This is a genomic window from Streptomyces sp. NPDC002564 (genome assembly GCF_042889645.1).
Taxonomy (GTDB): Bacteria; Actinomycetota; Actinomycetes; order Streptomycetales; family Streptomycetaceae; genus Streptomyces.
In genome coordinates this window covers 206130-228501 of record NZ_JBIARE010000010.1, presented here as the reverse complement: position 1 = coordinate 228501, position 22372 = coordinate 206130, and the positions used below count along the sequence as shown (strand labels likewise).

Annotated in this window: 20 protein-coding genes; 13 read left to right on the top strand and 7 right to left on the bottom strand. The window is 72.7% G+C overall.

All coding sequences use genetic code 11. The features are described from left to right. Window positions 1-38: 38 nt before the first annotated feature. From ACFYXE_RS30535 to ACFYXE_RS30490, 10 genes are all read left to right on the top strand, one after another. A complete protein-coding gene (locus ACFYXE_RS30535; RefSeq protein WP_389318094.1) occupies window positions 39-1034 on the top strand; it encodes a glycosyltransferase family 2 protein in 996 nt (331 codons plus the stop codon). Further along, on the top strand, window positions 1034-1999 hold the full coding sequence (locus ACFYXE_RS30530) for a lysylphosphatidylglycerol synthase domain-containing protein (RefSeq protein WP_361167960.1): 966 nt from the start codon (window positions 1034-1036) through the stop codon (window positions 1997-1999). The genes ACFYXE_RS30535 and ACFYXE_RS30530 overlap by 1 nt, the downstream gene beginning before the upstream one ends. After that, complete coding sequence (locus tag ACFYXE_RS30525) at window positions 1986-3386, top strand: aspartate aminotransferase family protein (RefSeq protein ID WP_361167957.1); 1401 nt, start codon at window positions 1986-1988, stop codon at window positions 3384-3386. Before ACFYXE_RS30530 ends, ACFYXE_RS30525 begins: the two co-directional genes overlap by 14 nt. After that, window positions 3380-4402: an NAD-dependent epimerase/dehydratase family protein gene (locus ACFYXE_RS30520; RefSeq protein ID WP_361167954.1), complete on the top strand. Its 1023-nt coding sequence runs from the start codon at window positions 3380-3382 to the stop codon at window positions 4400-4402. Before ACFYXE_RS30525 ends, ACFYXE_RS30520 begins: the two co-directional genes overlap by 7 nt. 10 nt (window positions 4403-4412) lie before the next feature. Beyond that, window positions 4413-5309: a UbiA prenyltransferase family protein gene (locus ACFYXE_RS30515; protein ID WP_389318091.1), complete on the top strand. Its 897-nt coding sequence runs from the start codon at window positions 4413-4415 to the stop codon at window positions 5307-5309. A gap of 10 nt (window positions 5310-5319) precedes the next feature. Then, complete coding sequence (locus ACFYXE_RS30510) at window positions 5320-6324, top strand: glycosyltransferase family A protein (protein WP_361167948.1); 1005 nt, start codon at window positions 5320-5322, stop codon at window positions 6322-6324. Further along, window positions 6321-7577: an endonuclease/exonuclease/phosphatase family protein gene (locus ACFYXE_RS30505; protein WP_389318088.1), complete on the top strand. Its 1257-nt coding sequence runs from the start codon at window positions 6321-6323 to the stop codon at window positions 7575-7577. Before ACFYXE_RS30510 ends, ACFYXE_RS30505 begins: the two co-directional genes overlap by 4 nt. Before the next feature lie 124 nt (window positions 7578-7701). After that, window positions 7702-9114 carry an MFS transporter gene (locus ACFYXE_RS30500; protein ID WP_389318086.1) on the top strand — a complete coding sequence of 471 codons (1413 nt, stop codon included), beginning with the start codon at window positions 7702-7704 and terminating at the stop codon, window positions 9112-9114. Beyond that, window positions 9101-10096, top strand: coding sequence for a zinc-binding dehydrogenase (locus ACFYXE_RS30495; protein ID WP_389318084.1), 996 nt, complete (start codon window positions 9101-9103; stop codon window positions 10094-10096). Before ACFYXE_RS30500 ends, ACFYXE_RS30495 begins: the two co-directional genes overlap by 14 nt. Continuing rightward, window positions 10093-11007, top strand: coding sequence for a Gfo/Idh/MocA family protein (locus tag ACFYXE_RS30490; protein WP_389318082.1), 915 nt, complete (start codon window positions 10093-10095; stop codon window positions 11005-11007). The genes ACFYXE_RS30495 and ACFYXE_RS30490 overlap by 4 nt, the downstream gene beginning before the upstream one ends. On the opposite strand, the gene ACFYXE_RS30485 is transcribed toward ACFYXE_RS30490, so the two are convergent. The 6 genes from ACFYXE_RS30485 to ACFYXE_RS30460 form a co-directional block, all read right to left on the bottom strand. After that, window positions 10988-12202, bottom strand: coding sequence for a galactosyltransferase-related protein (locus ACFYXE_RS30485; RefSeq protein ID WP_389318080.1), 1215 nt, complete (start codon window positions 12200-12202; stop codon window positions 10988-10990). The two genes, ACFYXE_RS30490 and ACFYXE_RS30485, sit on opposite strands and share 20 nt — an antisense overlap. Before the next feature lie 56 nt (window positions 12203-12258). Next, complete coding sequence (locus tag ACFYXE_RS30480; protein WP_389318078.1) at window positions 12259-13131, bottom strand: phytanoyl-CoA dioxygenase family protein; 873 nt, start codon at window positions 13129-13131, stop codon at window positions 12259-12261. A gap of 58 nt (window positions 13132-13189) precedes the next feature. Further along, window positions 13190-14311: a hypothetical protein gene (locus ACFYXE_RS30475; RefSeq protein ID WP_361167926.1), complete on the bottom strand. Its 1122-nt coding sequence runs from the start codon at window positions 14309-14311 to the stop codon at window positions 13190-13192. Next, window positions 14308-15513, bottom strand: a complete 1206-nt coding sequence (locus ACFYXE_RS30470) for a hypothetical protein (protein WP_389318076.1) — start codon at window positions 15511-15513, stop codon at window positions 14308-14310. The genes ACFYXE_RS30475 and ACFYXE_RS30470 overlap by 4 nt, the downstream gene beginning before the upstream one ends. Beyond that, entirely contained in the window at window positions 15510-17621 is a 2112-nt protein-coding gene (locus ACFYXE_RS30465; protein ID WP_389318074.1) for a DegT/DnrJ/EryC1/StrS family aminotransferase, read from the bottom strand. The genes ACFYXE_RS30470 and ACFYXE_RS30465 overlap by 4 nt, the downstream gene beginning before the upstream one ends. A gap of 102 nt (window positions 17622-17723) precedes the next feature. Continuing rightward, window positions 17724-18860 carry a radical SAM protein gene (locus ACFYXE_RS30460; protein WP_389318072.1) on the bottom strand — a complete coding sequence of 379 codons (1137 nt, stop codon included), beginning with the start codon at window positions 18858-18860 and terminating at the stop codon, window positions 17724-17726. Between the two features lie 444 nt (window positions 18861-19304). Here ACFYXE_RS30460 and ACFYXE_RS30455 point away from each other — a divergent pair, with 444 nt between their 5' ends. After that, window positions 19305-20060: a BTAD domain-containing putative transcriptional regulator gene (locus ACFYXE_RS30455; RefSeq protein WP_389318070.1), complete on the top strand. Its 756-nt coding sequence runs from the start codon at window positions 19305-19307 to the stop codon at window positions 20058-20060. A 302-nt stretch (window positions 20061-20362) separates the two neighbouring features. Here ACFYXE_RS30455 and ACFYXE_RS30450 read toward each other — a convergent pair whose 3' ends face one another. Continuing rightward, window positions 20363-20908: an ATP-binding protein gene (locus ACFYXE_RS30450; protein ID WP_361167911.1), complete on the bottom strand. Its 546-nt coding sequence runs from the start codon at window positions 20906-20908 to the stop codon at window positions 20363-20365. A gap of 189 nt (window positions 20909-21097) precedes the next feature. On the opposite strand from ACFYXE_RS30450, the gene ACFYXE_RS30445 reads away from it, so the two are divergent. Both ACFYXE_RS30445 and ACFYXE_RS30440 read left to right on the top strand, forming a co-directional pair. Next, window positions 21098-21364, top strand: a complete 267-nt coding sequence (locus ACFYXE_RS30445; protein ID WP_361167908.1) for a DUF397 domain-containing protein — start codon at window positions 21098-21100, stop codon at window positions 21362-21364. 82 nt (window positions 21365-21446) lie between these two features. Next, window positions 21447-22343 (top strand): helix-turn-helix domain-containing protein, encoded by an 897-nt coding sequence (locus ACFYXE_RS30440; RefSeq protein ID WP_389318067.1) that lies wholly within the window; start codon window positions 21447-21449, stop codon window positions 22341-22343. Window positions 22344-22372: the final 29 nt, after the last annotated feature.

Genomic DNA, 22372 nt, shown 5'->3' with positions numbered 1-22372 from the left:
AATATCCGGCCGATACACGGCGGCACTGAACTGGCCGCATGCCCCCTTCCGTATCGGTCGTCATCCCGGCCCACAACTGTGCGCGCACGCTCGCCGCCTGCCTGGATTCGGTCTACGCCCAGACCTGTCGGATCCACGAGGTGATCGTGGTGGACGACGGCAGCACGGACCGGACCGCCGAGGTCGCCCGGGGCTACCCGTGCACCCTGATCCGCGGCGACGGGAACCGCGGGGTGTCGGCGGCACGCAACACCGGTATCGCCGCCGCCTCCGGCGACGTGCTCTTCTTCCTCGACTCGGACGAGGCCCTGACCCCGGACTCCGTGGCCAACGCCCTGGAGATCCTGGACGCGGACCCGGCCTGCGGCTGCGTGCACGGCGTGATCGCGCCCGACCCGCTCTTCGACGACGGGCCGGTCGAGCACTACAAGGTGCTGCACGCCCACTGGTGGCGCGCCAAGGGTGTCGGCGCGGTGGAGACCGCGTTCTTCGCCCAAGCGGCCGTGCCCCGGCGGGTGTTCGACCATCTCGGCGGCTTCGACGAGCGGCTGCGCGACTCGGAGGACCTGGAGTTCAGCGACCGGCTCGCCCCGCACTACCGGATCGTCCTCACCGACCGGATCGTCGCCCGCCACGACGAGGAGCACCGCATCGGGCCGCTCCTCGCCGAGACCTTCCGGCGGGCCCTGCTGCTCGTCCCCGCGCTCAGATCGGCGCGCCGGGGCGGGCGCAGCAACCTCACCGCCAACACCCCGGCCTCCGTCGCCACGGCCGCCCTGCTGCTCGCGACCCTGCCGTTCGCCTTCTGGTACCCCCTGCTGCCCGTGGCCGCGCTGCTCGCCTTCTGCGCCGCCAACGCCGGGCTGCTGGGGTTCGTCGCCCGTCACCGGGGGCCCTGGTTCGTGCCGTTCTTCGTCGGCGTCCATCTGCTGACCCACACCGCTCTGCTCACCGGTGCCGCACTCGGCGCCGTGCGCACGCCCGGCGGGGCGCCCTCCCGGCGCACCGCCCCCGGGACGGAGGTCGGCCGTTGATGGACCGACTGCGCCGGCTGCTCACGCCCGTCATCGTGGTCGCCGCCCTGATCGGCGTCTACGTCGTGGTGCGCAACGAAGGGGCGGACGCCGCACGGGAGTTCGCGAGGCCCGAGGCCCTCGTGCTGCTGGCGCTCTCCGTGCTCGCCAATGTCGGGGGCCTGGTCCTCGCCGTGCACGCCTGGCGGGTCCTCATCCCCGGCGAGCACCCCATCCGGGGCCTGTACGCCGCGAAGATCTACTTCCTGGGGCAGCTCAGCAAGTACGTGCCGGGGCGCGTGTGGGGCGTCCTCACCCATGTCGCCCACGGCCGTGCGGCAGGCGTGCCCGGGGCCCAGATGACCTCGGCCTACCTGCTGAGCCTCGCCCTGACCATCCTCACCGGTGCCGGCGTCAGCCTGCTCGCCGCGCCCGCCGCGATGCCCGACCAGTGGCTGTGGCTGTGCCTGCCCGCCCTGTTCTTCGTGGCCTGCGTGGTGTGGCCGGCGCTGACGACCCGGCCCGTCACGGCCCTGGCACGGCTGGCCCGCAGACCCGTCGAACCGGCTCCCGACGCCGCGGTGCGCCGGGCGATGCTGCTGGCCGTGGCCTCCTGGCTGACCTCGGGGCTGCACCTGTGGCTCCTGGCGGTCGCGCTGGGGGCGCCGCTGGGGGCGGGTCTCGCCGCGGCGGTCGGCGCCTTCGCGCTCGCCACCGTCGTCAGCAGCCTCGCCCTGATCGTCCCGGACGGCTGGGGCGTACGCGAGCTGACCATCACCGCGGCCCTGGCCACCGTGCTGCCCGGCGGCACCGCCGCCACCGCGGCCATCGCGAGCCGTGTCGTCTGCGTCCTGGCCGAACTCGGCAGCTCGGCCGTCGTCCTGGCCTGGGCCCGGCTCAGGCCCGCGCCCCACTTCCCCGAAACCCCGCGGCCCGTACCGGCCCGGTCCGAAACTCCGATGGGAGAAACCCGTGTACACCCTTGACGGCGCCGAACAACTCGAGGTCGGCGAGGTGCACGACCTGTACCGGCGGTACGTGAACAAGAGCCAGGTGTCCCTGATGACCTCGTTCGGCTTCGGCCGCGAGCTGGTCGACCACGCCGAAGGCGCCTACGTGACCCTGCGGGACGGCCGCCGGATCCTCGATGTGACCGGTGGTGTCGGCGTCCTCAACCACGGCCACAACCACCCGCGGATCCTGGCCGCGCGGGAACGCTTCGCCCGCGACAAGCGCATGGAGGTCCACAAGACCTACTTCTCGCCCTACCTCGCCGCGCTCAGCCAGAACCTCGCCGAGGTCCTCCCCGGCGACCTGAACATGTCGTTCCTGCCCAACTCCGGTGCCGAAGCGGTCGAAGGCGCGGTGAAGCTGGCATACAAGTACCACAACGGCAAGCGCCGGACCGTCCTGCGTGCCGACTGCGCCTTCCACGGCAAACTGCTCGGCTCCGGCGGCCTGACCGGACAGAACCAGTTCGCCTTCCCCACGATCCCCGGTATCGACACCTTCGACTACGGCGACCTGGACTCGGTGCGCGCGGCGATCGGCCGCCACCCCAAGGACGTCTACGCGATCCTCGTCGAGCCGTTCAGCGCCTCCACCATCCAGTGGTGCTCGGAGGCGTTCCTGCGCGGGCTGCGGGAGCTGTGCACCCGGCACGACATCGTGCTGATCTTCGACGAGATCTACACCGGCTGGGGCAAGACCGGCAGCATGTTCCACTTCATGCGCTACCCCGACCTGATCCCGGACGTGGTCACCACCTCCAAGTCCTTCGGCGGCGGCAAGTCCTCCATCTCCGCCTACGTCGCCCGCGAGCCGGTCTTCCGCAAGGCGTACGACAACCTCGGCGACTCCCTCCTGAACTCCACCTCCACCACGTACTACGGCTTCGGCGAGGAGTGCGCGACCGCCCTCGAAGCGGTCAACATCGCCGTGGAGGACGACTATCCGGCCCGCGCCCGCGCCATCGAGGCCGTCCTCGAACCCGGGCTGGCCCGCCTCGCCAAGGAGTACCCGGACGCGATCGGCAAGGTCGCGGGGGCCGGCGCGCTCTGGGGCGTCTTCATCGACGGCGGGCCCAAGATCCTCGACCTGGTGGCACGGCTCGCGCCGGGCGGCATGGCCAAGGACCCCCGTTTCAAGGCCAAGTTGGTGACCTGCGCCGTGATCAGCGCCCTCTACGAGGACCACGGCATCTTCGCGTACTACACCCTCAACGGCCGCAACCCGCTCATCCTCGGCCCGTCCCTGGTCACCGAGCCGGTCGACGTGGAGCGCACCGTCGACGCGCTCGGCGAGGTCCTCGAACAGAGCCTCGGCCGTCTTGTCACCCGTTTCATCAAGCAGAAGGTGAGCTCACAGTGGTGATCACGATCACCGGTGCGGCGGGCATGCTCGGCGGCAGGCTCGCCGAACGTCTGCTGGCCGACGGCCACGAGGTCCGCGGTGTCGACCTGCGCCCCGGTCCCGGCGTGCGGTTCGTCGGCGACATCCGCGACCGCGAGGTCATGGCCCGCGCCCTGGACGGCGCCGACGTGCTCGTGCACTCGGCCGCCGCCCTGCCGAGCTACCCCGACGAGCAGATACGGTCCATCATCATCGGCGGCACCAAGAACGTGTTCGCCGCGGCCGCCGCGGCGAGGACGCCGCGCGTGGTCCACATCTCCTCGACCGCCGTGTACGGGCTGCCGAGCGTGGTGCCCACCACCGAGCAGTACCCGCGCGAGCCCGTCGACACCTACAGCCGGGCCAAGGCCGCCGCGGAGGAGGTCGCCGAGCGGTATCGCGGCGACGGGATGTGCGTACCGATCCTGCGGCCCAAGACCTTCGTCGGGCCCGGCCGCATGGGCCTGTTCTCGATGCTGTTCGAGTGGGCGGAGGAGGGCCGCAACTTCCCCGTCCTCGGCAAGGGCGACGTCCGCATCCAGATGTTCGCCATCGACGACCTGATCGACGCCGTCGTCACCGTGCTGGGCGCGCCCGACGACACGGCCAACGACACGTACAACCTCGCCGCGGCCGAATTCGGCACGATCCGCGAGGACTTCCAGGCCGTCCTGGACGCGGCCGGGCACGGCAAGCGCGTCATAGGCCTGCCCGCGCGCCCGGCGCTCGGCGTGCTCAGCGCCCTGCAGAAGGCCAGGCTCTCCCCGGTGTACGGGCGGCTCCTGCACAAGCTGATGGACGACTCGTACGTCAGCATCGACAAGGCGCACACGAAGCTCGGCTTCACGCCGAAGTACTCCAACCAGGACGCCGTGCTGCGCACCTACGAGTGGTGGCGCACCGCCCGCCACGAGACCCCCACGGGCGGCGCGACCGGCCGCACCAGCAGGGACCCGTGGAGTCAGGGCCTGCTGACCGCCGCGAAGATCTTCTTCTGAGGGGCGCGCCATGACCTTCCTCGACACCCGGGCGAATACCGCCCCGGCCGGCGACGGCCCCCGGCCCGCCGGGCCGATCGCCCTGATCCGGCCCGGCCAGTGGCCCAAGAACTTCCTGGTCGTGCCGCTCCCCCTGCTCGGCGCGGCCTGGAGCTGGAGCGCGACGGGCCGGGTGGCCGTCGCCACGGCCGCCTTCGTCCTCGCGTCGTCGCTGGTGTACGTCGTCAACGACATGGCGGACGTGGAACGCGACCGGCGCCACCCCGTCAAGCGCCACCGGCCGCTGGCCTCGGGCCGGGTGAGCATGCGCGCGGCCGTCGTGCTGGGCGCGGCCCTGGTGGCCCTGCTCGCCCCGCTGCTCGTCTGGCTCGGGCCCGCGGGCGCCTGGCCGGTGCTGCTCTACCTGGTCGTCAACGCCGCCTACAGCTGGCGGCTCAAACACCTGCCGCTCCTCGACGTGTTCATCGTCGCCTCCGGATTCGTCCTGCGGCTGCTCGGCGGCTACGAGGCGAGCGGCACGCCCGTCGCCGGCTGGCTGGTGCTCACGGTCCTGACGCTGTGCCTGGTCCTCATCCTCGGCAAGCGGCGGCACGAGCTCGGCGTGTCCGGCACCGGGCACCGCCCCGCGCTCGTCGGGTACTCCGCCCACTTCCTGGACCTGATGCTGGTGATGTGCTCGGCGCTGACCATGGTCGGGTACCTGATGTACCTGCGCACCGAATCCGACTACGCGGCCGGCGTGCTGATCACGGCGCCCTGCGCGCTGTTCGCGCTCTTCCGCTACCTGCAGATCGTCGTCGTCAAGAGCGAGGGCGGCAATCCCGTCCGCACCCTGCTGCGCGACCCCACCATGATCACCAATTCGTCGCTGTGGGCCGCGCTGCTCGTGGCGTTCCAGATCGCCTGAGAGGACCGTTATGGCTGCACCCCTCGTGTCGGTGGTCGTGCCCATGTACAACGACCGCCGCACCGTCGACCTGTGCCTGCGCTCCATAGGGGAACAGACCTATCCGAAGCTGGAAGTGATCGTCGTCGACGACGCCAGCACCGACGACTCCGCCGAGCTGGCCGCCGCGCACCCCGTCACCCTGGTGCGGGCCGAACGCAACGGCGGCCCCGGCGCCACCCGCAACCTCGGCGTCCGCCACGCCACCGGCGAGATCGTCTTCTTCCTGGACGCCGACCTGACCATGCACCCGGAAGCGGTCGCGCAGGCGGTCGAGCTCTTCGAGGAGAACCCGTCCTACGCCGCGGTGTTCGGCATCCCCGACAAGGAGCCGCTGTTCGACGAGGGCCTCGTGTGCGACTACCGCATCCTGCAGTACCACTACTGGCGCAAGAGCGCCGAAGGCCTGGTCAGCGGCGGCTTCTACGCGCTCGGCGCGGTCCGCCGCGCCGCCTTCCTCGAAGCGGGCTGGTTCAACCCCCGGCTGCGCCAGACCGAGGAGATCGACCACGCGGAACGGCTCGCCGCCCGCCATCCGATGCTGCTGACCTCCAGGATCCGCGGCCGTCTCTCCGACGAGAGCAGGATGCGGCCGCTGCTGCGCAAGGCGTTCGTCCGCAGCAGGCTGCGGGTGCCGTTCTACCTGGACCGGGGCCGCGCCATGCAGGGCATGGAGACCGGCGGGCGCGCGGTGGCCTCCGTGCTGGCCGCGCTCACCCTGGCCAGCCTGCCGTTCGCGCTGGTGTGGCCGGTGGCGGCCCTGGTCCCCGCGCTCGGGCTGACCGTCTGTGTCCTGGCGGACCTGGGCCAGTACACGTTCGTCGCGAAGGAGCGCGGTCCGGCGTTCCTCGTCTTCTTCACCGCGTGCCACCTCCTGATGAACACGGCCGTGGTCGCGGGCCTGGCCGCGGGCCTGGGCCAGTGGGCGCTCAGCGGGCGCTTCCGCCGCATGTACCAGCAGGAGGCGACGGCGTGACGCAGGCAGCCGACGCCCCGGTCGCCGGGGAGACGGTCCCGAAGGAACCGGCCTCCGAGCAGCCGGCCCCCGCCGCCCCCGCCGCCCCGGCCGACGGGCCGGGGGTGGACGAGCCGGGCCGGGGGCGGCGGATCGGGCGTCTGCTGCGGCTCTGGTACGGGCGCGTGCTGCTCGTCGCCGCCGGGCTCTGGCTGGTGTACGCGGTCGTCCGGTGGCTGGTCAGCGGCCGGTGGCACTGGGCGATCCTGCTCGACGCCACGCCGCCGGTCCTCCTGGTCGCCGTCCCCGTCCTTCTCCTCACGGCCAGCGCCCTGGCCTGCGGACGCCGCAGGCCGTGGGCCGCCGCGGCCTCGTCGGCGGGCCTGCTCCTCGCGCTCACCACCGGCTCCGGCCTCAACTGGCCCGCACTGTGGCGCGATCCGGGCCCGGTGCCGCCCGGCGCGCTGCACGTGGTGTCCCTGAACACCCAGTACTGGGGCAAGGCCGCGGGTGTCGACCGGCTGTACGCCCTGCTGCACCGCCAGAAGGCCGACGTCTACCTCCTGCAGGAGCACGTGGCCTGGACGCCGGGGCGCGGCGAGGACGGGTACATCCGGCTCGACGACGACGCACGGCTGCGCGCCGAGTTCCCCGGCTACTTCATCGCCCGCAGGGGCGAGTTGCTCACGCTCTCCCGGTTCCCGATCGCCGCCGAGCCGCCGGTCGGCCCCGGCGCCGAGCTCGACGCCGCCCCCGGCACGCCCTTCAACCGGGTCTTCCTCAGGGACAAGGTGCTCCGCACCGACCTGCGGCTCGGCAAGAAGACCCTCAGCGTCTACAACACGCACATCACGGTGCCGCTGGCCCTCGACAACCTCAACCCGTTCTCGGGCTTCGACTTCGACGCGTACTTCCGCCGCAAGGCCGCCTGGCGGAAGGAGGAACTGCGGGGACTCGAACGGGACGTGGCCGGCAACGGCAACCCGGCGGTGATCGCGGGGGACTTCAACTCGACCGCCTCCATGCGCGACCTGGACGGGCTGCGCGCGACGGCCGACGACGCGCTGCGCGCGAACACCGACTTCGTGCCGCTGAGCTGGAAGTTCAACGCACCGGCCGAGTTCGAGATGAGCGGCCTGTTCAACCGGTCCCTGCCCTTCTGGCGGCTGGACTGGGCGTTCACCGCAGGGCCGGTCGATCTGCACCGGTACGACTTCAGGCCGACCGACGGGATCTCGGAGCACCGGATGCAGGACCTGTGGCTCTCCCTGTGACCGCGCCGGGCCCCGCCGAGAGGGCCACGACCTGGATTGACGCGCCGCACGGCCTGTGTGAGCCTGCCCGTCGTCAGAGGTCCGGCGACGGGGGGTCGACCATGCGTGCCATCACGGTGACGCCATGAACGAGACGGCAGCACCGGGAGTGCTCTCCCACCCCTACCGGGCCTGCACGCTGGCGGTGAGCAGCACGTTCGTGCTGGTCGCCTTCGCCGGTCTGGCACTCAGCACGGTGATGCCCGTCGCCGTGCAGGACCTCGGCGGCCTCGGCCTCTACGCCCTCGCGTTCGGCGGGTTCCTGACCACCGGCATCGTCGGGACCGTGCTCGCGGGCGGCTGGGCCGACCGGCGCGGGCCCGCGCCCGCCCTGTGCGCGGGGCTGCTGTGCTTCGCGGGCGGCGCGGTCATGTCCGGCGCCGCGCAGGCCATGTGGCCCTTTCTGCTGGGGCGTTACGTCCAGGGTCTCGGCGGTGGCGCGGTGACCGTGGCGCTGTACGTCGTCGTCGGCCGCGCCTATCCGGCGGCACTGCGCCCGCGCATGTTCTCGCTGATCACCGCGTGCTGGATCGTGCCGTCCATGGTGGGCCCGCCGATCGCGGGGGCGGTGACCGAGCGCCTCTCCTGGCACTGGGTGTTCCACGGCATCGCCCTGCTCGGCGTCCTCGCCCTGGCGCTGCTCGCCCGCCCGCTGGCCCGCCTCACGCACCACGGTGCCGCCCCGGACGGCACCGACGGCACTGATGGCACCGACGGGGGCGGCCTGCGCGTCGGGCCCGCGCTCGCCGTGGCCGTCGGCGCCGGCCTGTTGCAGTACGCGGGCGCGGAGTCCGCCCCCTACCGGTGGGTGGCCGCCGTGGCCGGACTCGCCCTGCTGGTGGCCCGGCTGCGCCCGCTGCTGCCCGCGGGCACGCTGAGCGGACGGCCCGGCATCCCCTCCCTGGTGCTGCTGCGCGGCGTCGCGGCAGGCGCCTACTTCACCATCGAGACGTACATCCCGCTGATGCTCGTCAACGAACGGCAGTGGTCGCCGGGGCTCGCGGGCATGTCGCTGACGGGGGCGGCACTGACCTGGTTCGCCGCCTCCTGGCTGCAGGGACATCCCGGGCTGCCCTGGCCGCGCGAGCGGGTCGTGTTCGCCGGGGCACTGATCCACGGGGCGGGCGCGGCGGTGACGCTGAGCGGCGCGCTGCGCGCCATGCCCGCCGCGACCGTCGCCGTGGGCCTGCTCGTCGCCGGCTTCGGCATGGGCCTGCTGCTGCCCGGGGTCGGCGTCCTGACGCTGGAACACTCGCCGACGAACCAACAGGGCCGCAACTCGGCCGCGTTGCAGCTGTCCGACAACCTGTCGAGCGTGCTGCTCGTCGGCGCCTGCGGGGCGCTGTTCAACGTGGCCCACGTGCGGTCGGGCCAGGACTCGGCGGCGTTCCTCGCCGTCTTCGCCGCCGCTCTCGCCGCGGCCGCGGCGGCGGGCCCGCTCGCCCGCAGGATCACCCCCGCACGCGCAGAAGAGGAGAAGAACGATGCGACGCTATGAGCTCGTCGGCAGGCACGACATCCGCCTGGTCACCGACGCCCCGGTGCCGGTGCCCGGGCCTTCGGAGGTCCTCGTGCGGGTGCGGGCCTGCACCGTGTGCAACCGCAGCGACCTCGCGTACTACCACTACTACGGCCTGCGCGAGCACTGCGCCCAGGGCTGTTACGGACACGAGATCGCGGGCGTCGTCGAGTCGGTCGGGGCGGGCGTCACCCGGGTCTCCCCCGGCCAGCGCGTGTTCGTACGGACGCCGTTGACGACGGGGTACGCCGACTTCGCCCTGGCCCGCGAGATATCCGTGGGCGCGCTGCCCGACAGCGTGCCCTTCGAGCAGGGCGCCATCCTCCAGCTCCTGCCGCTCGCCGTGCACGCCACCCGCGGCGTCCGGCTCGGCGACCGGGTCGCGATCGTCGGGCAGGGGCCGGTCGGCCTGATGGCGCTGCGCGTCGCGGCACTGCGCGGGGCCTCGCACATCGCGGCGGTCGACCTCGACGACTGGCGGCTGCGGCGCTCGGCCCTGCTCGGCGCCGACGCCACCCACCGGGTCGACGGGTCGGCCGAGCAACTCCGCGCCGTCGGGGACGGCTTCGACGTGTCCGTCGACGCCGTGGGGACGCCGACGACGCTGAACGCGTGTGTGGGCCTGGTGCGGCAGAACGGCCTCGTGGTCATGCTCGGCACGCACCACGTCGACACCCACGTCACCGTCGACCTGGTGACCTGGGAGCGCAAGGGGCTGCGCGTGCACAGCTCCGCGGAGCCCGTCGACACCGCGCGGGCCGAGGCCCTGGCGACCGCCGAACGCATCGCGCACACCCGGGAACTGCACCTGCCGCGGATCCTCACGCACACGTACGCCTTGGACGAGCTGCCCAAGGCGATGGAGCGGCTCTCGGCGAGCCGCGCCCTGTACCCGGACGCCGAGCAGGCGCCGTACGACGGGCCGCCGCAGGAGACGCTGAAGGTCGCGATCGTCCCGTGAGATGGGGCGTGGCCGGGTACGGCGACATCGTGGCCCGCCGGGTGCTGCCGGCGCTGCGCGCGCTGGGCGAGGAGCCCGTGTTCCTGTGGGGCCGGGATGCGGCCCGTGCGGCGCGGGCGGCGCGGGAGTGGGGCGTCGCGGCGGGCGGCAGCGATCCGCGGCGGCTCGTGGCGGGCACGGACGCGGTGTACGTGGCCACTCCCGTCGTCCACCATGTGCCGTTCGCCGAGCGGGCGGTGGCCGCCGGTCTTCCCGTCTTGATCGAGAAGCCGCTGGCGGGGGCGCTGGGCGCCTCCGCCGCGCTCGCCGACGGGTGGGCGGGAGCGGGCGTCGCGTACTACCGCAGGCTCTCCCCCGTCGTGGCGGACCTGCGCCGGCGGCTGGAGGGGTGGCGGCCCGAGCGGGTGGACGTGCGGTTCCGCTGCGCCTTCGAGCCGGGCCCGGACCATCCGATGCGCTGGCGCACCGATCCCGCCGTGGCGGGCGGCGGGGTGCTCGCCGACGCGGGCAGTCACCGCATCGACCTGCTCCTCATGCTGTTCGGGCGCCCCGCCGAGGTGCGGGCACGGCTGAGCCGCCCCTTTCCCGCGGGGGCCGAGCGCGTCGCCGATCTCGCCCTGGAGTGGCCGGGGTTGAGCGCCCGCTGTGTCTTCGAGTGGGGCGAGGCCGCCCCGGTGGACCGCATGGCCTTGCACGGCGGCGGCCGTTCGCTCGTCCTGGACCCCCTGGACGCGTACGCGCCGGACGCCAATCCGCATCTGCCGCTCGTCGCCGACTTCGTCGCGGCCGTGGCGGCGGGGCGGCCACCGGTGTGCCCGGTGGCCGATGCCGCGCTCGTCGACGACGTGATCGTGGCGGCGGGCCGCTCGCACGCCCTGGGCGGGACGCCCGTCAGGCCGTGGCCGCGATGAACTTCTCCCGGTCGCCGTAGCCGTGCGCCGGTGCCCAACTCAGCGGTTCGATGTGGGCGTTGAACGGAACACCGTCGTCCCGGGTCATCTCGGGGCGGGGATGGTTCAGGTGGAGCAGGGGGTCGGTGTAGCGGAGCAGCGTGGCGGCGGCGCCGAGGCGGGCGACCACGTCGTCGTCCTCGCCGCCCCATCCCTCGTACCGCTCGTCGAAGCCGCCCACCGCGTGGAACACCTCGGTGCGCACCCAGACGCAGCCGCCCGGCGGCTCGCGCAGGAGCAGGCCGCGCAGCACGGACTCGGGCACATCCGCGGCAGCGTCGTCGTTGCGCAGCGCGATCGCGCGGAGCGTGGACGGCTCGTCGAGGGAGAGCGACCAGCGGAAGGTCAGGTGGGCGCCGTGGTCGCCCTCGCGCAGCCGCTCGGCGTTGCGGGCGACGAAGTGCCGGTCGACGAGGATGTCGGCGTCCAGGACGCAGGTGTACGGGGTGTCCGCGGCGGTCGCGACGACGCCGACGTTGACCGCCCACGCCTTGTTGAACAGTCCGTCCTTGCGGGCGAACACGTAGTCGTCGACGAGGTCGGCGAGGATCTCGCGCGAGCGGGGTTCGCTGTCGGTCTCCACCACCGTGATCCGGTGGGCGGGACCGCCCTCCTGGTCGGCGAGGGCGCGCAGGCAGGCCAGCAGGTTACGGGTGCGCAGACCGCCCGCGCGGTCCCGGAAGGGGATCACGATGCGGACGGCGCCGGGCCCGTCGGGGCGCGGGCGTGCGACGGGGGCGGCGGTCGCGGCGGACGGCTCGGGTGCCTCCGGCGACGTCGCTTCGGGTGCCTGCGCGGTGTAGTCGGCGCCGAGGTGGTAGTCGATCCAGATGTGCCGGTCGGCCTCCGCCACCGCCTGCGCCAACTGGTCCGCGCTGTCCGGGCGTTCGGCGAGACGTGCGGCGAGGGCCTCGCGCAGCGCGTGCTGTGCCGCCGCGCGCGTCGGGTCGGCGAGCACGTCCGCGTACGGGCGCGCCGTGGCGGGTGTGTCGGCGACGCATGAGGTGAGTGCGGCGTCGACCTTGCGGTAGTGGGCCTCGCTCTTGGCCCAGTAGTCCGCGGCGATGCCGGGCACGGCCGGGTCGTGGGCCAGGACCGCGTAGGCGGTGAGGCGTTCGGCGAGGTGGGGCACGGACGGCTCGGGCGGCGTGGACATGTGCGTACTCCGATCGACGGGGCCGGGGGGCCGGGGCTTCGGTGGTGCCGGCGGGGTCATGCTCCGTCGTCCGCCGACCAGGGCCGCAGCCAGCGGGCGTCGGGCGCGTCGCCCGAGCGCATGAAACGGACGTCGACGGAGAGCCGCATGGCGTCGGTCGTCGTGTCCAGCGAGGCGTGGATGATCTGCGGCACGTGCACCATGAGGTCGCCGGCGGAGAAGTCGGTCCACAGCCAGCGGCGCCCCAGATGGCGGGCCGTCCGTTCGAGGTCGTGGCTGATGGGCCGCCGGTCGTCGGGCCGGTCCGTGGTGTCGCGCAGCGGCGCGTACTCCTCGGGCGCCAGCGTGTGGGAGCCCTCCAGGTAGACGAGCGGGCCGGTCCGGGGCGGGCAGTCGCCCACGGGGATCCATGTGGTGAGCACCTGGGGTGACGCGCCGTCCATGTAGTCGAGGTCGACGTGGGCGCGCGAGGCCCGGTCCGAGCCGCGGTGGAAGTGGCGCAGGATGCGGCGGGGCAGCATCTCGACGCCGCCGCCGAGCAGGGTCTCCGCGAGCCCGGCGAGCCGCGGCGTCCGGAGGAACCGGAGGAAGGGTTCGGACCGTACGAAGGTGTGGGCGGGGTGCCCGGCCACACCGTATGCGGGGAGCCCGGCCGGGACGCTGCCGGAGAAGACGCCGTCCTCGGGGTCGGTGCCCGGGGCCAGGTAGCCGGCGGGGAAGAGCGAGAAGTACGCGCCGCGCAGCCGCAGCACCTCGGCCCGGTCCAGGACGCCGGGAAGGTACAGGTAGCCGTCGGCTCGCAGGCGTGCGCGCAGGGCGTCGGCGTCGCCCTCGTGGAACAGGTCCGCGCTGGGGGTGAGCGGGCCGAACAGGTCCGGTGTGACGCTGATGGGCACACCGTTCGAGTGCAGGGTCGGATGCGGCGTCATGGCGGCGGTCCTTCGGTGGGAGGAGGCGGACAGGGCGGGGCGGGGCTCGGCGAGCCGGTCAGTACACGCCCTCCACCGACTCCTCCGCGTTCCCCTCGAAGGGCCGTACGGCGGCCACGCCGTCCCACGGGAACCAGGGGTGCGGGCCCGTCCGCACGGCGCTGTCGCGCTCCAGGAGGTTGGGGATGAAGAGGTCCTCCAGCAGCGTGGTGACGCGCACCCGGCCGCGTTCGCCCACCGCGACCTCACGCCAGGGGGCGTCGGGGTCGACGACCTTCTGCACCGCGAACGGCGGCGGCAGGTGGTACGAGTGGGTGCTGCCCTCGGGCAGGGCGGGCCCGCCCGCCACGGCGTCGGCCTGCAGGGCGTGACCGACGAGCGTGTTGCCGTACGTGTCGATCCACTGGACGCCCACCAGGTGTTCCTCGCGCAGGAACTGGGCTTCGGCCGGGGTGCAGGAGGTGCCGCCGGTGCACACGGCCCTGACGCCGTACGTGTGCAGGGGGCGCGGCAGCCGCATGGCGAGCTCGATGAGCAGACGGGGGGTCGTGAACAGCAGCGCGGGCCGCTCGGCGGCCAGCAGGGGGAGGGTCTGCGCCACGAGGTGGTCGGTGTAGGCGCGGGTGTCGTCGCCCGAGCGCAGCGCCGCCTTGACCCAGCGCGGGTCGAAGTCGATGGCGTGCACCGCCCCGCGCATGCTGTCCGCGAGGCCTTCCACGAAGTGTCCGTAGGCGTGCGGACCCATGGGGGTCATCGCCAGGATGTCGCCGTCGGCGAGGCCGCGCGCCCGGAGCATGATCCGGTAGATCTCCACGTCGTACGCGAGCCGGGTGACGTTGACGATCCGGCAGGGCGTGCCGGTGGTGCCGCCGGTCTCGAAGATCCTGAAGGGGCGGTCGCGGTAGCCGTGCGGGCGCAGGTCGCGGGCGCGGGCGGCGCGCAGTTCGGCCTTGTCGAAGAGGCCGAAGAGCTCCAGCGCGGCGAAGCCGTCGACGTCCCGCACGGGGTCGAAGCCGAGGGAGTCCCTGCGGGAGAGCCAGAAGGGCGAGCCCGTCCCCGGCGAGAAGTGCCACCGCATCATGCGGCGGGTCCAGGTGTCGAGGTCGACGGCGAGTTCCGGCACGCGCTCGCGCATCGCGGCGTACGCCGTCTCCGGGCCGTTCCGCACGGTCGTCGTCATGGTGTCCCCCTCCTTGCCGCCGCGTCGGGCAGCGGCCGGTACACGAACAGGGACCCGTCGGTGATGGCCGCGGCGGCCGGTCCCGTGGCGCTGACGACAGCGGCGAACGGGAACGGCACTTCGTGGCCGATCAGCGGATGCGGGCCCGTCTGTCGCCGTCCTTGGTCGATCAGTACGAGCTGAGGCAGTACGTAGGTGTCGCCGCCGGGGCCCTCGGCGACCGCGGGCGTACGGGTCAGGATCCGGTCCTCGGGGGCCAGCCGGTCCGTGACGGAGCGGGCCGTGCGGTGGGCCTCCTCCGGCTCGCGGAACGCGGTCAACGGCCAGACGGGGTCGGCCGGTTCGGGACGGATGGCGTCGAGCGCCGCCGCCAGGGCGGTGGCCAGCGGTGCGGCGGGTCCCGCGCAGACGACCGTGCGGACGTTGCTGCAGAACCGTCCGGAGTCGGCCGCGATCAGCGGCAGCAGCCAGTCGACCGCGTCGGCCGTCACCGACGAAGCGGGCACCAGCGCACAGCCGCGGCCGGGCCCCCGCACGGTGAGGGCGGCCGAGGCGCGGACGGATGCCGCCAGGCCGGCGCCGCCGAAGACGATCTGCCGGTCGGTGAGCGCGATCAGTCCGGTGAGGGCCTGCTGCCCGGTGGGGTAGAGCGCGAGCCGCTCGGGCGGCCAGCCCGCCGCGAGCAGGGCCGCGACGAGCCGCGCGGCGGAGAGCGGCTCGCGTCTGCTGGGGCGCACCCAGACCGCGGCGGAGCGCTCCGCCTGCTCCAGCACGGATTCGAGGCAGGTGAAGGTGTTGCCGGGCAGGGAGACGAGGGCGAGCGCCTCGTCGGGAACCGGGATGTGACGGTTCGTCAAAGTGCTGCGGAGCATGCCGCACCACCGGTCGACCAGGGCCGCGGGGAGTCCGGCGGTCCGCCACAGGGCGGTGCGGAACTGGTCGCCGCTCTGCGGGCCGAGGCCTCCCGGGGTGAGCACGCCGTGCTCGAACAGGTCGAGGGCGCGCAGCAGGAGCGCGCGGCGGTCCGCCGGTGCGGGTGGCAGGCCGGGGGCGACGCCGTCCCACCAGCGGCGGTCGGCGGCCGCGACGATCTCGGGGACCAGGCAGAGGCGGACGCCCCCTTGTCCCGGCGGCTCCGCCGTGTCGAGCGAGGGCTGCCAGGTGCCGCGGCGGAATGCGTGGAGGAGCGGGGGTGGCGTCATGGCAGCTCGCTGCGGAGCGCCGCGACCACCCGGGCCTGCTCGTCGTGGGTGAGGGACGGGTACAGCGGCAGGGCGATGTGGTGGCGGGCGAACCGGCGGCCGTGCGGATGGGCGGACGCCGGGTCCTCGTCACCCTGCTCGGTGAAGTAGGGGTGGTCGCACAGGAGGTGGTCGTAGACCTCTCCGGCGAGTTGCACACCGTGGCGTTCGCGCAGCCGCTTCTTCAGCAGGTCGCGGTCGACGGACTCGTCCAGGTGCACGAGGTACTTGTAGTAGTTGCTGTGCGTGCCCGCGGGCACGGTGTGGGCCCGCGGCGCTCCGGGCGCGTCGAGCAACGCGTCGTAGTGCGCGGCGAGTTCGCGGCGGGAGGCGAGGGTGTCCGCGAAGCGTTCCAGGTCCACGGTGCCGACGGCGGCGTGCAGTTCGCTCAGCCGCCAGTTGCCGCCGGGCCGGTCGTGCAGGGTGGAGCCCTGCGCGCTCTTGCCGTGGTCGCGCCAGCGCCGGATCTGCTCCAGGTCGTCGGGGTCCTGCCCGGTGAGCAGTCCGCCCTCCCCGCTGATGGCGACCTTGGTGGGGAAGAAGGAGAACGCGCCGAAGCGGCCGAGGCTGCCCGCGGGGCGGTCGCCGAGGGCGCTGCCGAACGCGTGGGCCGCGTCCTCCAGGACGGGGATGCCCCGCTCGTGGCACTGGTCAAGGATGCCGTCGAGCGCGGGCGAGACGATGCCGCCGATGTGCACGGGCACCACGGCGGCCGTGTCCGGGTGCCGGTCGAGCGCCGAGCGCAGGGCGTCCGGGTCCATGCCGAGGCCGTCGAGCTCGATGTCGACGAAGCGGACCCGGGCACCGGCACGCACGGCGGCCGCGGCGGTCGCGAAGAACGTGTTGACGGGGGTGAGGACGGTGCGCCCGGCCACGCCGATCACGCGCAGGGCGATCTCCAGGGCGGCGGAGCCGGACGCGACGGCCGCGCCGGGCGTGCCGGTCCAGTCGCGGGTCAGCTCCTCGAAGCGGGCGACCAGCGGACCCTGCGTGAGGATGCCGGAGGCGAGTGCGGCATCGACCCGGTCGAGCACGGCCCGCCGCTCGGCGGGCTCGAACCGGATGCGCTGGGCGGGTACCGGCGGGCTCGGCCGCACCTCGGTGGCGGCGAGCCGGCGGGTGAAGAAGTCCACCGTGTGCCCCACGTGGGTGCCGTGCCCCATGGGGAGGGCGAGGATCTCCGGCTCCGGGGCGACGGCCGCCGCATACCCCGCGCGGACCGTGTCGGCGGCGCTCCGGGCGTCGTCGGGGTCGAGGTCGGCGTCGGCCGTCCCGTACTGGAGCATCAGGGGTGCGGGGGCCAGGGCCGCGTACAGGTCGGGCAGGTCGGCGTACTCCAGGATGCCGGGCAGGACCGCGCCCTCGAAGCCGGTGAGCAGGCGGGCGTACAGCGCCGGATAGGTGCCGAGGTGGCTCGCCGCGCAGACCGGCAGCGGGCGGTCGGCGAGGAGGGCCGTGTGCAGGGCGACGGCCGCGCCGAGGCTGTGCCCGAACAGGCCGATCCGGTCCGGGTCGGCCGACGGGTGGGCGCGCAGCACGTCCAGGGCGCCGAGCGCGTCGCCGACGAGGGCACCGAGCAGGGAGCGCCCGGTCAGCGCGAACGCGTGGGCGAGCAGCGGGCCTTCGTCGCGCCCGGCGAGCCGTTCGGCGTCGAGCCCGCCGGCGATGCCGTGGTCGAAGGTGAGGGTGGTGAACCCGGCCCGCGCCAGGTGTTCGGCGACGTTGCGGTCCGGGTGGTCCGGTGCGGCCTCGCCGGTGAGCTGGTCCAGGCGCGCGTTCTTGCCGCCGAGCACCAGCACCGAGGGGCGCCGTCCGGCGCCCTCCGGGGAGAGCACCGTGGCGCGGAAGGTGCCGCGCTCGGGCGATGCGAGGGTCAGCCGCTCGTGGCGCAGGCCCTCCCGGGTGCGGATGTCGGTGTCGGTGACGGTGAGGGGGGCGCGCCGGACGCGCGCGAGCCGCTCGACGGTGGAGCGGACCCGCGCGGCCACGGGGACGTGGCCGTCCGGGGCCGCGGGAGAGCGCAGCGCGGGCTCGGTGGCGAGGAGCCGACGCACATGGCTGATCTGCATGGTGATGGTGGAACCGGTTCCGTGAGAACGTGCGGAAATGTACGGGGAGTCCGTGAGAGCGTGCGGAGAAGTACGAGGAGTTGGAGCCCTGCTGACGCCGGGTCAGATGAAGTCGGCGTGTAGCGTGCTCGGGACCTCCACGGCGTACTGGTCAAGGGCCTGGTCCAGATGCACCTGCCCGCGGTGCAGGCGCTCCAGGAGCTCGTTCTGCGGGCGGTAGAAGCACGACTTGCACAGGTCGGTGCGGCGCGGGTTGGCGGCCTCCCACTCGGCGCGCGGACCGCCCTCCAGGACCTGCGCGTAGCCCTGCTCCAGCACATTGCCGATCAGGTAGCGGCTGTTGAGGTGGACCTGCGGGCACGGGTAGAGGTTGCCGTCGGCGCCGACGGCCGTGACGAACCGGCTGTAGTGGCAGCGTTCGAAGTCGCCCTCGACGGACTCGACCTGGTCCATCGGGCCGCGGTCGAGCTTGGGGACGGACACCTCGTACGCATCCGTGGACAGCTGCGCCGCCTCGCGCAGGGCGTCCGCGATGTCCGGCATCACCGTCTCGATGGTCTCGTGGCCGAGCGCGCTGTAGAACTCCGGCTCGAAGCGGACGTAGTGCGCCCCGGACTCCAGGCCGATGCGGGCCGCGTCGAGGATCTCCCGGTGGTTCTGACGGGTGATCACGAAGTTGAAGCCGATGCGGAAGTCCGGGGCGACGGCGTTCTCGCGCAGCCGGCCCACCGCGCCGATGAAGGACGCGAAGGTCTGCTCGCGGTCCCGGGTGATCTCGTTGAAGGTCGCCTCGGTCCCGGCGTTCAGGCCGATGCGCACCCAGGTGTGGGTCGCGGCGACGACGTCGGCGACCTTGGGCCTGCCGAGCCGGGAGCCGTTGGTGATCAGACCGATGCGCAGTCCGGCCTCGTGGGCCGCCCGGCTGATGTCCCCGTACCCGGGGTGGATGGTGCACTCACCGCTGCCGCAGAACGTCACCGCGCGGCCGTCGTTGGCCGCGAACTCCCGCATCAGGGTGATCGCCTTGTCGGTGGCGATGGAGTCCTTGAACGAGAACAGGTCGTAGAACTGTTCCTCGTTGGGAGAGTGGAAGTTGCAGAAGTTGCAGCGCATGTTGCAGGCGCCCATGATGCCGATCCGCATGTGGATCGGCTTGAACTCCTCGCCCGCCGTGAAGCGGCGCAGCAGGTCCCCGTGCGCCATGACCTTCTGCGGCGAATGTGCCTCGTCGAGGCTCACGACCGGCAGGGTCTCCCTGCCCTCCACGAGGACGACCCCAGCGTTTTCAGACTCACCAGAACTGCTCACGAATCCCCCCCAGGTGCGCCTTTTCGGCGCATGTTCGATCGCTGGGTTGTGACCCTAGGAGGGCCTCTTCGACGGTGTCAATAGGTCTAGACAAGCGTCGGGGTCCGCCCCGATTTGCCTGCCTTCAGGCCCACTTGGGCGGCTGCGGCACCCCAACTCCGTCCACCATTTGATTACTCCGCGTATCCGCTTGACACCCCAATAGGTCCATACCAAGCTTGCGCGCAGTCTGAGCAGTAACACCATGGCCGCTTCCCCTCAGGTGCCCGGATGTGGGCGCCTCGAGCGGGAGAAGCGGTTGTCATGCGTTGGATCGGATGCGTCGCACGGCACCGACGACTGCTCGGAGGATCACGTACGGGGGGAGTCACTACTGTGCTCATTCATGCTCTGGGCCCACTGCGCATCACCGCAGACGGAGCCCAGGTTCACGTCGGGGGCAGACGGACCAAGATCGTCCTGGCCGTCCTCACGCTCGAGGCCAACTGGGTCGTCAACATCGACCGCCTCGTCGACGCCGTGTGGGGCAACTCCCCACCGGCCAGCGCTCGTACCCAGATACGGATCTGCGTCTCGGGCATGCGGCGGGTCTTCGCCGCGGCCGGCGAGCCGGATCTGATCGAGACCCACCCCTCCGGGTACTGCCTGCGGCTGTCGCGCTCCGACCTGGACGCCACGGTGTTCGAGGACCAGGTCGACCGGGCGCGGTCGCTCGCCGGGACGGGCCGACTGGCCGAGGCCGTACTGGAGTTGCGCGGCGCACTGTCCCTGTGGACGGGCCCCGCGCTGGCCGGTCTGGCGGGCCCCGCGGTGGAGTCGGGCGCGCGCCGCCTGGAGGAGACGCGGCTGCGCGCCATCGAGGAGCGCATCCGTCTCGAAATGGAACTCGGCAGGCACCGGGACCTGATCGGCGAGCTCGCGGAGCTGGCCGCGGCACACCCGTACCGCGAGCATCTGCACGCCCAGCTGATGCTCGCCCTGTACCGCTCGCACCGCACGGCCGAATCGCTGGCCGTCTACCGCAGCATCCGATCGACGCTGGTCGAGGAACTGGGCATCGAACCGGGGCCGGAGCTGAGCGAGTTGGAGCAGGCGATCCTGCTCGGCCTGCAGACGGTCGAGGTGTGCTGACGCGCTCCCCGCACGTGCCGGCGACCCGGCGGCGGGGCGGTGCGAGCCGGGGGTGACGAGCAGGGCCGTTCCCCGGTGGTGGGCTCCGCGGCGGGAGCGCGCCGGCCTCGTCCTGCGGTGCGCGAGGTACGACGGGACGCGGTGACGCGCGACGTCCGACGAGGTGTGTCGGTGCGCGAGGTCCGACGAGCGGGCGGCCGACCGAGCCGGCCCGCTCGCCTCCCCTCCGGACCTCGCGCACCGACCGGGCCGCGGCACGGTCAAGGCGAAACGTCCCTGCCGTACCGGACCGGTCAGGAGGTTCAGGACGTGGGGTGGGCCGTGATGGTGCGCGGGTCGCTGCTGCCGGTGAAGATCTCGACCATCATCAGGAGTTGCTCGACGAGCGGCTCCGGCACGACGGCACCCGTGCCGGAGCCGGAGAAGTACCCCCAGACCGCCTTGCCGGAGAGCCCCGGCGCGGTCCAGCCCCACACGTCGCTCGCCGCTTCGACGACACGCAGGCCGACGCCCCTGCCGGACAGCCGCGGCGTGGCCGTCCCGGGATCGAAGACGGCGCACGTGAGGTCGCGGCCGTCCCGGAGCAGGGTCACCATCCCGGCGCTCGGGAAGGGCTGCGGGCAGAGCTGTCGCGGCCCGTGGGTCAGCGCGTTGCCGACGAGTTCGTCGACGACCGCGCGGGCGCGTGGGGCCAGGTCGTGCAACTCCCAGTTCTCCAGCGTCGACCCGACGAAGTCCCGGGCCGCCTCCTTGGACTCGGCGCTGTCCACCAGGAGGCAGCAGGCGGAGTAGGCAAGAACGTCACAGTCAAGGGCCAGGCCATCGGTCCAGCCCACGGTTTCCGTCATCAGAACTCCCCCTACCCGAAAGGGAACTTGGCGGAATAAGTCCCCTCCACCCATGGTGATGTGGCGCACTTACATCTGCAAGCACATCCGCAAGTACAATCGTAAGTACGCCTGCACGTGCAGATGTACTTGCATCCGGAATGGCCTGCCCCGTCAGGTGCGGGCTCGGGGCGAGGTCAGGGGGTCCCTATGCAATCTCGGCACGACTGCGACACGGAATATGACAACGGCATTCCTGCCGCGAACATTCTCGGAGTCAGCTGGCGCAAGAGCGGTCACAGCAATCCGAACGGCGAATGCGTGGAGCTCGCCGTCCTGGCGGGCGAACAGGTGGCGGTGCGCAACTCCCGCTTCCCCGCAGGGCCCGCGCTCATCTACACCAAGGCGGAAATCGCGGCTTTCATCCGGGGCGCCAAGAACGGGGATTTCGACGATCTGGACCTGCCCAGGAGCTGACAGGAACGCTGTACAGACGAACAGACCCGGTGCGACACTGACCCGACGGACGAGCGGGTCACCAGAAGGGCGAGGCGGCGCAATGTCCTCTCCAGCAGAAGGTGTTCCGCAGGTCGGGGGCTCCCTCGCGCAGCGGCGCGGCGGCCCGACCGTCCTGCGCATCGTGCTCGGCACCCAGTTGCGCAGGCTGCGCGAGAGCCGGGGCATCACCCGTGAGGCGGCCGGCGACGCGATCCGCGGCTCCCACGCGAAGATCAGCCGGATGGAACTGGGACGGGTGGCGCAGAAGGAGCGCGACGTCGCCGACCTCCTGACGCTCTACGGAGTCCTCGACCCCGACGACCGCGCCGGGTACCTCGGGCTGGCGAAGCGAGCGGGCACCCCCGGCTGGTGGCAGCAGTACAGCGACGTCGTGCCCAGTTGGCTGGAGACCATCCTCGGCCTGGAGGAAGCCGCCTCCGTGATCCGCAGCTACCAGGTCCAGTTCATCCCCGGCCTGCTGCAGACACCGGACTACGCGACCGCCGTGGCGAGCCTCGGCGAGGCGCAGGGCTCGCTGCGCGACATCAACCGCAAGGTCGAAGTGCGGCTGCGCCGCCAGCAGTTGATCACCCAGCCGGGCGGCCCGAAGCTGTGGTTCGTGATCGACGAGGCGGCGGTGCGCCGCCCCATGGGCGGACACGCGGTGATGCAGGAGCAGATACGTCACCTCATCACGATGGCCCAACTGCCGCATGTCACCGTGCAGGTGGCGCCGCTCGAAGCGGGCGCGGCCACCGCGGTGGGCGGCCCGGTGACGATCCTGCGCTTCCTCGAACCGGACCTGCCGGACATCGTCTACCTCGAACAGCTCACCAGCGCGCTGTACCTGGACAAGCGTGCGGACGTCGAGAACTACATGCTGGTGATGGACCGGGTGTGCACCGCCGCGCCGGACGCGGTGGCCAGCATGCGCTTCCTGGAACAGCTGCTCGACTGAGACCGGCCCCGGAACAGCCGCCCGGCCGA